7 protein-coding genes are annotated in these 8,814 nt (G+C 68.0%); 1 reads left to right on the forward strand and 6 read right to left on the reverse strand.

The genetic code is table 11. The annotated features are described in order from the left end of the window. The 5 genes from AB0M52_RS25800 to AB0M52_RS25820 form a co-directional block, all read right to left on the reverse strand. Positions 1–3,262: hypothetical protein (locus tag AB0M52_RS25800; RefSeq protein ID WP_363958612.1), on the reverse strand; the 3,262-nt coding region annotated here is incomplete at its 3' end. Between the two features lie 132 nt (positions 3,263–3,394). After that, positions 3,395–3,772: a hypothetical protein gene (locus tag AB0M52_RS25805; RefSeq protein WP_363958615.1), complete on the reverse strand. Its 378-nt coding sequence runs from the start codon at positions 3,770–3,772 to the stop codon at positions 3,395–3,397. After that, positions 3,769–5,010, reverse strand: coding sequence for a hypothetical protein (locus tag AB0M52_RS25810; RefSeq protein WP_363958618.1), 1,242 nt, complete (start codon positions 5,008–5,010; stop codon positions 3,769–3,771). The genes AB0M52_RS25805 and AB0M52_RS25810 overlap by 4 nt, the downstream gene beginning before the upstream one ends. Beyond that, on the reverse strand, positions 5,007–5,348 hold the full coding sequence (locus tag AB0M52_RS25815; RefSeq protein WP_363958621.1) for a type VII secretion target: 342 nt from the start codon (positions 5,346–5,348) through the stop codon (positions 5,007–5,009). Before AB0M52_RS25815 ends, AB0M52_RS25810 begins: the two co-directional genes overlap by 4 nt. After that, a complete protein-coding gene (locus tag AB0M52_RS25820) occupies positions 5,314–5,748 on the reverse strand; it encodes a YbaB/EbfC family nucleoid-associated protein (RefSeq protein ID WP_363958624.1) in 435 nt (144 codons plus the stop codon). The genes AB0M52_RS25815 and AB0M52_RS25820 overlap by 35 nt, the downstream gene beginning before the upstream one ends. 433 nt (positions 5,749–6,181) lie before the next feature. On the opposite strand from AB0M52_RS25820, the gene AB0M52_RS25825 reads away from it, so the two are divergent. After that, positions 6,182–7,549, forward strand: coding sequence for a helix-turn-helix transcriptional regulator (locus tag AB0M52_RS25825; RefSeq protein WP_363958627.1), 1,368 nt, complete (start codon positions 6,182–6,184; stop codon positions 7,547–7,549). Between the two features lie 41 nt (positions 7,550–7,590). Here the strand turns inward: AB0M52_RS25825 and AB0M52_RS25830 are convergent. Beyond that, positions 7,591–8,814, reverse strand: a 1,224-nt coding sequence (locus tag AB0M52_RS25830) for a hypothetical protein (protein ID WP_363958629.1), incomplete at its 5' end; no start/stop codon positions are given.

Consider the following 8,814-nt stretch of genomic DNA (forward strand, 5'->3'; position numbering starts at 1 on the left):
CCTCCACGGCTTCCTTGGCAGTGGAGGTCCTGGTCAGGGTCTCGATCAGGTCGGCGGCGGCGCGAGCCGTCGCGTAGCGCCCCGAGTCCCGGTCGAGCCGCAGCCGGTCGGCGTGCTGATCGAGCCGCTCCACCAGGGTGTGCGCCGCCTCCCGCCGCCGCGACGCCGCGGTGACCAAGTCCCGACCGAAGATCGCGACCAGTCGACCGCGACGCAGGGCGAGTGGCTGGAAACCGAAGATCGCTTCCGTACGAGAGAGGGCGCGTCCCCAATCCTCCTCGCTGGGTAGGCTCTCCTCGCGTAGGGCGTGGTTCTCCGTCAGCCTGCCAAGGTCCGGCGCCGGCGTCACCTGGCTGCCGTACAGGTAGAAGGCCCGGTCCGTCTGCTCGGCAAAGGTCGCCACGACGAGATGCGCGACGATCGGGTCGAGACCTTGACGCTTGGGTTGGTCGATCCAGCCCAGCAGGTCAGCCACCCGCAGCTCGCCCGTAATGCCCTCGCTGGCCGCCTTCTGCTGGAAGTGCTGGACCCACTCCCCCTCGATGACGAACGCCGCCTCGTGCATGGTGCCGAGCCGCAGCGGGTTGGCGATCCGCCGCATGGTCTGCCGGTGTGCCCGGTCCACCTCGACGCGTCCCTCCGGGGACTCGACCGCACGCCGGACGTGATCGAGCACGACTTTGACGTCCGCAAGCCGCACCAGGTCGCCCTTGCGGTCCGGGTCGAAGTCCGGATGTGCCGGGTACTGGAGGCTGAGCATCTGGTCGCCGATGCTGCGTAGCGCGTCATCGAACGTCGCACCCATCGGCAGCTTCGGCTCCAGCGCGCGGGTCAGCGACTGCAGATGATCGTCGAAGCCGAGCTGCACGTCGGTCGGCTGCTTCGCGGCCAATCCGTACGCCTGGCGCAGCACGCCCTGCATCTTGGCCAGCAGGGCGCTGCGCTGGTTGGTGAGCGCGGCATGAGCACGCCGCCGGTCGTCGGGGTTGAGGTGCTCCGCATGGCTGTCGAAGCGCTGCCCCTCGAGCAACTTGTCGATGATGACGAGCTTGCCCAGCTCATTGCGGCGTTCGACAGTCAACGCGGCAGGAATCCAACAAACCGTTTGGGCGGTGGTCCGGCTCAGCAGGTCCTGCACCCGCTGCCGGTCGTCTGCCGGCCCGTGACTGCCGTCGTCGAAGGGATAATCGATGATCATGCGCCACCCGCCGGTGTCGGCAGGGTAGAACGCGTCGTCCCGGATGTCGTTGCGGTCACGGACGTTGCCGTAGACCAGTTCGACGGTCCGACGGCTGCCCCGCCAGGTCAGTCCGGCCTCGGCGAAGAACGAGTCGCTCCACGGCACGCCGAGCTGCCGCCAGAGCAGTCGCTGCACGATGTGCTTACGGGCACCCTCGTTGTCGTAGTGCTTGGCGGTGGCGAGGACGCTGTCCACGTCGACGCCGACCAGTTCCAGCGACACCACGGGGTCGTCGCCCTCACCGATGCGGATCTCGGCGAACTGGCCTGCCCAGTCGGCGAGTTTCCGCGAAACCTGCGCGACCTCGCCACCCGGAATCGGGCTGGTGATGCTGCCGTGGTTGAGTGCGGAGAGACGGCGAGCGGTGAGGTTACGCAGTGCGGGCACGCTCGGCGCCAGGGCGGCGAGCAGCAGAGTCTTGATCAGCCGGTCGTCGCCGATGAAGGCCCGCACCCTGCCGACCATCTCGGCCGCCGGCGGCTCGCCGCGCCGGACCGCCTCGAGGTCGTCCTCGGTGAGGGCGTACTGGCCGAGCAGGTGTGGACGCAGCTTCACGTCGTACAGCTTCTGGGCCATCTCGAACTCGGCCTTGAGCTTCTCGGTGAAGGGCTGGTCCCCACCGCTGCTGATCACATCGTAAAGGTCGCCGAGCGGGACGAGCTGACCAAGGCGCAGCGTCTCACGGCGGTCCACCAGGAGTTGTCGCATGAGCTTCAGCGCGGTGCGGGAGCGCTGCAGCGCGCTGGAGACGTGCACCAGGGTCGAGACGAAGGCCGGGCTGAACGGATACGTCGACCGGAACGCATCGATGTCGGCGCCACTGCCCGATTCGGTACCGAGCAGGGTGTCGAAGACCTCCCGGCGTACCTTGGTGGTGGCATCGAAGGCGCGAGAGATGGCCTCGGCGGCCGGGGTGTCGCGGGGCTTGAGCAGGCGGCGTCGGGCGATCTCCGGGAGGTTGCGGTCCTCCAACTTGATCACGTCGAACCGGCCGCTGGCCAGGTTGAGGGTGTCCTGGTAGCTCAGCTCGTTCGCGCCCACCACCTCCTCGCCGACGAGTTCGCGCAGGTCACGCTGCCGGGCGATGAAGCTGACGATCGGAATGGGCCGCCGGGTGTCGCCACCTTCAACGAAGTTGGTGATCTTCTGGATCTCCCGGGAGACGAACTGCTGGTCGCCGATGGAGTTGGCCAACCAGAGAATCAGCTCGTCGAGGAAGAGGATCAGCCCGTTGTAACCGAGTTCCTTGGCGTGCCGGCTGATCTCGGTGAGGCCCCTGTCGAGTGAGACGAACGCCTCGGCGTCCTCCCGGGCGTTGCTGAAGAAGCCCTTGTTCCAGCTGGTCAGCAGGTCGTTGACGAGCTTGCGCCGCAGTTCGTCGGGGTACGCGCCGGCGAACGCCGCGTCCAGCCGCTCCGGCGTCCAGAAAGTCTCGCTCTCGCCCCACTCGTCCTCGACGTCGCCGCCGGGCAGCCCGCCGATGAACTGGGCATCGCCGATCTTCTCCCGCAGCGAGGCGGCCTGTTCGAGCAGTGCGTCGGTACGGTGCACCGCCGGGATCGGCGCGTCGGGATGCAGCACGCGTACCCGGTCGACGTAGCCGCCGAGGACCCGCTGCTCCAGGGAGCGGGCGTCGAGCAGGTGGTACGGGACGAGCAGAAACTTGCGACCGTCCAGCCAGACGCTGTGCTTTGCGACCAGCGGCGCCAACTCGTCCCGCCCACGGGCGGCCGGCTCACCGCGCAGCAGCGCGTGCAGCACTCCCATGAAGTGCGACTTGCCGGAGCCGAAGGAGCCGTGCAGATAGGCAGCCTTGGACGCGTGTCCCTCCACCGCAGAGCGGATCAGACCGAGCGCTTCGTCGAAGTTCCCCAGCAGGCGATCCGTGACGACATAGTCACGGAGAGTGGCGTCGGCGTCGGCGACGCTGTCGGCGAGCTTGAGCACGAAGTCGCTCGTACTCGTCCGCTCCGGAATGTCGATGACGTCTCGTAGCAACAGCGCGGCGGTGGGCGAGGACATGTCGCCTACCGTACCGACCAACGCCACGCGCATACCGGCAGGCGCGAGGCTGGACGCACGATGAATCCTATCGGCCGATCCGACGTGGTCCTCACGTCGACGATCAATCGTTGCTCCAGCCTTTCTCGAAACTCAGACTTGCGGGTGCGCGTCCTCGATTCGGCCGGCTTTGACATATGCCAGCAACTCGGCCTGGTCGGTTCCGGCCAACGCCGCGAACGCGCCGTAGGCGACGCTGCGCGCGTACGGTGTCTCCGCCGCCAGCAGGCCGATGATGGCGGCCCAAGCGAGCGAGACGAGGTGGAACGCGCGATCTTCACGCAGCGCGCTCAGCCTGCTCAACTCGCCCAGCCTGGTGGCCGCGTCGTCGTCACTCTTGGCCCGGTCGATGAGTTCGAAGACGGCCTTGCCCCGGTACGGTCCGCCTCCCTTGGCCAGTCCCGCCAACTCCGCGTTACGCATCTGGCGCACCGGCGGTGGCGTGATGTTCGGCGGTTGTGGCACGGTCATGGGGGTTCTTCTCCAAATATCTTCGCGTACTCTTCACGGATCAGCTGGTTGAGGCGTTCGACGGACTCCCGGTCCCCGATGGAATCCGCGTACCTGATCTCCTGTTGATACGCGCGCACCTCGTTCTCGTAGCGCACCGCCGGGTCTTCGAACCAGCCTCTCATCCCGACCCAGCCTGCAGTCTGATCCTCACGGAGGTGCTGCATCTCGTGCAACAGCGCGCCATACGAGGCATCGGGGTCGAGAATCAGATGCCCAGGTCGACCCGGTGACGGGCTCGGCCCGTACGCCAGCCCGCCCTCGCGGAAGGTGATCTCGACACCCAGTTCCCGCGCCTCCTGGATCGCGGCGTCCCACTGTTCCGGATGGGTCTCGCGGGCTGCGCCCCACTTGCGGAGCGGGTCCGCGTCCGAGTGGAGCAGGTGCGTCTGTCGGGTAGGTGCCGACGGCGGCGGCGGGCTGCGGTCAACGAGGCGGCGAAGGGTGGCCTGCAACTCTGCCACGAGTCCGCCGAGGCGACGCAGAATCGGCGCCAGCCGGCGCAGACTGGTGACCAACCCGTGCAACAGTCGGGTGATGCGAGCCACCCATTTTGCAGCGAGGGTGGTGACCTGGGTGATGACCCACGGGGTGGCGACTCCCAGCGTGACCCCGGCCTCGGCGAGCCACACCCACAGCCGTACGGCCAGCACGGAGACGAACTCGGCGATGAGATCACGAACGAGTCCCCGGACCATCGCGACGAGCAGTCCGGCACCGGTGGTGATCTCGGACATGGCGTGACTGGCCCGGGCGAGAGCGTCGAGTACGGCTTGCTGTTCCTGACTGTGCCGGCGATAGGCATCGGAGGCGGAGCCCGTCCAGCCGGCCACCTGTCGGCTGACGGCGTCGCCAAGAGTGACACGGGAGTCGTTGATGGAACCGGTCACGTTACGCCAGGTCTGGGCGTAGGCGGCGATCTGATCAGGGTCGCCGGCCAGTTCGTCGAGCGCGTCGGAAAGCGGCTTGACGTGCTCGATCAGCCACCCCACGCCCCAGGCCACGAGCTGGCCGAGGGGATCGGTGACGAAGGCAAGAGCGTCCATGGAGACGGCGAAGCCGCCGATCGCCGTGTCGATCCAACCGCCTCCGGCGTAGCTCGCCAACAGGCCGTCGATGTCTTCGGCGATGAACACACCGCTGAAGGCGGTGGTGCTGTCCTGGCGGGGCGCGATGAGCGGGTTAGCCGGCTGGCTCACCGCTCGGCACCAAGCCCGAAGAGCCCCGCCACATCCTGGTCACCGCTCTCGTAATGTCTCGCGACGGTCCGCACGTCGTCCGCCGTACGCTGCAGCGCGTCGGCGGCTTCGTTCAGCGCGTTCACGGTGGCCCGTTGTACCGGGTCCAGCAAGCTGGGGATGAGCTGACACAACCGCCCGTACGCATGCCGGCCCAGTTGCACCGATCCCGCTGCGCGCCGGCACTGGTCGACCATCTCGGCGACCTCGTCGACACTGCCGGCGTGCCTGCGCAGCGCCTGGCTGTCGACGTCGAATCCCGGCTCACCAGCCACCGCGCTCCCGCCGGAAGTCGTCACGCCGCCCTTCTTCACGGTCGTCGTCCAGCTCGGGGAAACGCTCGGCGAAACTGGCCACCACCGCCCGCGCCGTTTCGGAGCCGGTGCCGACGGTCTGTGCGGCGATCTCGGCCACCGCCTCGGCGAGCCGACCTTGCGCTCGACGCATCGTCGCCATGATCTCCGTCGCGATCCTCGCCGCCGGCCAGTTCGACAACCGCTCGTCAAGACGCAGATCGGTGACGATCCCGGAGCCGGCCACCGTCACCTCGACCGCGCCGTCGGCGCCGGTGGCCGAGACCGACAAGTCAGCGACCCGCTGCGACATCACCTGTGCCTGCGCGGCCCGCTCCGACATCGACGCCGCCCACGATCTGGTCCACTCTTCAGCCGAGTCTGCCGTCGCATCGAATGCATCCATCAGCGCCGCTCCCCCATCGGGTCACCATAGCCAGGGGGCGCACCCGAACCTAGCTTTGTGTCATATCTCGGCACTCACCGCGACCTGGCCTCGAGAGGTATGTCCTGGCCACTCTGACCAGAGCAGTGACGGTAGTGCCAATGGCGGCGGCCGCTGCCGTCGCCGCTACCTCCCCGCCGACCAGCCCGATGGCCAACAATGCGACCATGGCCGTCACGCACACGACCGAAACACGGTTCACAATCGATTCTCGCTGCGGGTCCCTGCCGGCTGTCCCCACCTCGCGCATCGCTACCTCCCACGCCTACGCCTTGTTTGTAGGACAGCAGGTACGAGCGCCCATAGCTCCTCCGCGTGCACGGCATGAAAGATGTTTGCGTGACATGAGATTCACGGCGGACACTTGTGATGAGCTTCGACGTGGGAGGCAGCCGTGGGCGTCGAGCGCCGGTGGACCGAGCTGCCTGAGACCAGGCAGGCGGCGGCCGTTGGCGACTACGGCTCGCTCCTGCGGGTGGCGCGGACTGCAGCGCGGCTGACTCTGACGGAAGCCGGCGAGCGTTGCGGCTACTCGGCAGCGACCCTGTCCCGCATTGAGCGAGGGAGGCAGCGGCTGACGGATGTCACTGTGCTGCGACGGCTGGCGGCGGCCTTCGACATCCCGGCGGAGCTTTTCGGACTCGCGGAGACAGAGGCCACCGGATCCCGTCAATCGCTCAGCCCAATCGGTAGGGTGCTCGGTGAAGGAGCGTACCCGGAGGTTGGAGACGATCCGTTGCGACGGCGTGACGTGCTCGGCGGGATGGCCGGCCTGGTCGGCTCGGCTCTCATGGCCGATTCGCAAGCCTTGGCCGCACCACCGCCCCGGGTGGTCGCCAGCCTCGAAGACGTTCTCCTCGGCACCGTCGTGCCCCCGGGCCCGGTCGATCCAGCTCAGCTCCGGGGCACCCTCGCCCGAGCCTGGTCGGACTTCCGCGCGTGCCGCTATGCCAGGTTGTCGGCCAGGCTGCCGCAACTGGTCGCCGATGCAACGGCCCACCACTCGACGGTGACTGGTGGGCGACGATCGTCGGCAGCGGCGACGCTGGCCCGGACGTACCAACTGACCACCCAGGTGCTGCTCAAACTTCATGAGGACGCGATGGCCTGGTCCGCGATGGACCGTGCCAACCAGGCGGCCCGAGAGTCCGAGGACCCGTTGCTGTACGCCGAGACAGCACGCATCTCAGCAATTGTGCTGCGGCGCACCCGCCACGGTCAGCGGGCCCAGCAGACGCTGCTCAGCGCGGCGCAGTCTCTCGACGGCTACACCAAGCTCACCTGCACTGCCGAGGTCACGATGTACGGGAGGCTGCTGGCGACGGCCGCGTACACGGCGGCGCTCGCAGACCAGCGGGCCACCGCGTGGGAGCTGCTGCACGAGGCCGACGAGGCGGGCCGCAGATGTGGATCCGGTGAAGAGTTCGCCGGGGTCGACGTGGCGCTCTACCGGATCGGTGTCGCCAGGGTGCTCGGTGACTACGGCGCGGCGGTGGAGTACGCGCGTGCGCTGCGCCCCGAACAGTTAGGCAACGTCGAACGGCGCGCCCGCTACTGGGAGGACTACGCCCTGGCGCTGCACGGCCGTGGAGCGCATCGGGAGGCGTACCGCGCGCTGCTCTGTGCCGAGCGGATCGCGCCGCAGGAGGTCCGTTACCGGCCATGGGCTCAGCAACTCACCACCGCCCTGCTCGCCGCAGATCGCCGCGGCACCCTGCCCGACCTGCGCGGCTTCGCCACCCGCATCGGCGTGGCACGCTGAGCGTCAGCATGGGAGGGCTTCCGTAGGCGGTCGACACCTGCTCAGGCTTCCTCGTCGTTCTCGCGCCAACGGTGCGCTCGCTCGGCGATCTGGTTGGAGAGCTTGCCCGTCGCCGTCCTGGCCCAGTCGAAGGTGTCGCTACCGAAACGTCTGGCGACGTCGACGCCGTCTGCCCCGGTCTCCAACGCCTTGTCCCGCACCTCCATGGCCGCGTCCGCCCACCGTCTCGCCTCCGACGACTGTCGCTCCCCCTCGATCCCGAGCCGCCCCTGAAAGTCGACGATGGCGGTCGAGACGTGGTTGCTCGACTGCACCACCGCCGGTGCGTCGAACGGATGCATCAGCACCTTGGTGTTGGCCGTGCCAGCAGCCGCGTCCATGCGGGCCATCAGGCGCTCGGTGCACCTGGCGATGAGGTCCAACCGGTTCTTCCGGGCAGTCTTCAGGCCGAGGCGATGGTCGTCCAGCTCGCCCGGAGACACCTCCAGCACCCGGTCGAGTTCGAGCACGGCGATCGCATCCTGTAGCTGGAAGCAGCGTGCCAGGACAGCCAGCCACTCCTGAACCTTGGACTCCGCTTCCCTGGCCGCCTTGGCGACATCACCGATGCTGCTCTTACGCTCCAGCTTCTCCGCGAGTGCGTCGAGCTGACGCAGCGCGTACGCCTGGGTGTCCGCGATCGTCGTCGGCGCGGTCTGCACCTTCGACCAGGTCACCTCGGAGACCCGCCCCACCTGCTGCCGGATGGTCATGGCCTCTTCGATGACGAAGCCCACCCCGACCATCTCCGCCAGCACGGCGTCCTTCTGGGCGCGCAACACGTCGTCGACCTTCTCGTCGATCACGGCGAGATAGTCGGTGATCTCCTCCATGGCCTGTTGCATCGCCAACTGCGCCATGAGTCCCGCCGCACCCGACAGGAGCGCAGGGTTGGACATGAACGCTCCGGGGCCGCCCTTCACAAACTGGAGGTTCTTGGCGAACTCGCCGTTGGGCGCCCGCAGCGTGGCATGGAGGTTGCCGGAGGTCGAGTTCGTGACCATCGGGAGCTTCGACGCGGCCCGCGCGGACTCCTCGGTCAGCTTCATCCAGCGGCCGGAGTGGGCGGCGTACTCGGCACCTGCCTGTGCGGCCCCCGCAGCCCGACCGAAGAAGGGTCCGAGCCGGTGCAGCCCGAGATCCTTCAACGGCAGCCCCTCGGAGACGAGGAAGCGTTCGACAGCCACTGGATCGCCGATGACGGCCAACCCGTCGCCGTCACTGAT

Origin of the sequence: Micromonospora sp. NPDC051296, from assembly GCF_040682255.1 — a bacterium.
Lineage (GTDB): Bacteria > Actinomycetota > Actinomycetes > Mycobacteriales > Micromonosporaceae > Micromonospora > Micromonospora craterilacus.

Excerpts from the sequence above, each read along its gene's own strand:
- AB0M52_RS25805 (WP_363958615.1), bottom strand. The coding sequence starts at position 3,772 with ATGACCGTGCCACAACCGCCGAACATCACGCCACCGCCGGTGCGCCAG.
- AB0M52_RS25820 (WP_363958624.1), bottom strand. The coding sequence starts at position 5,748 with ATGGATGCATTCGATGCGACGGCAGACTCGGCTGAAGAGTGGACCAGA.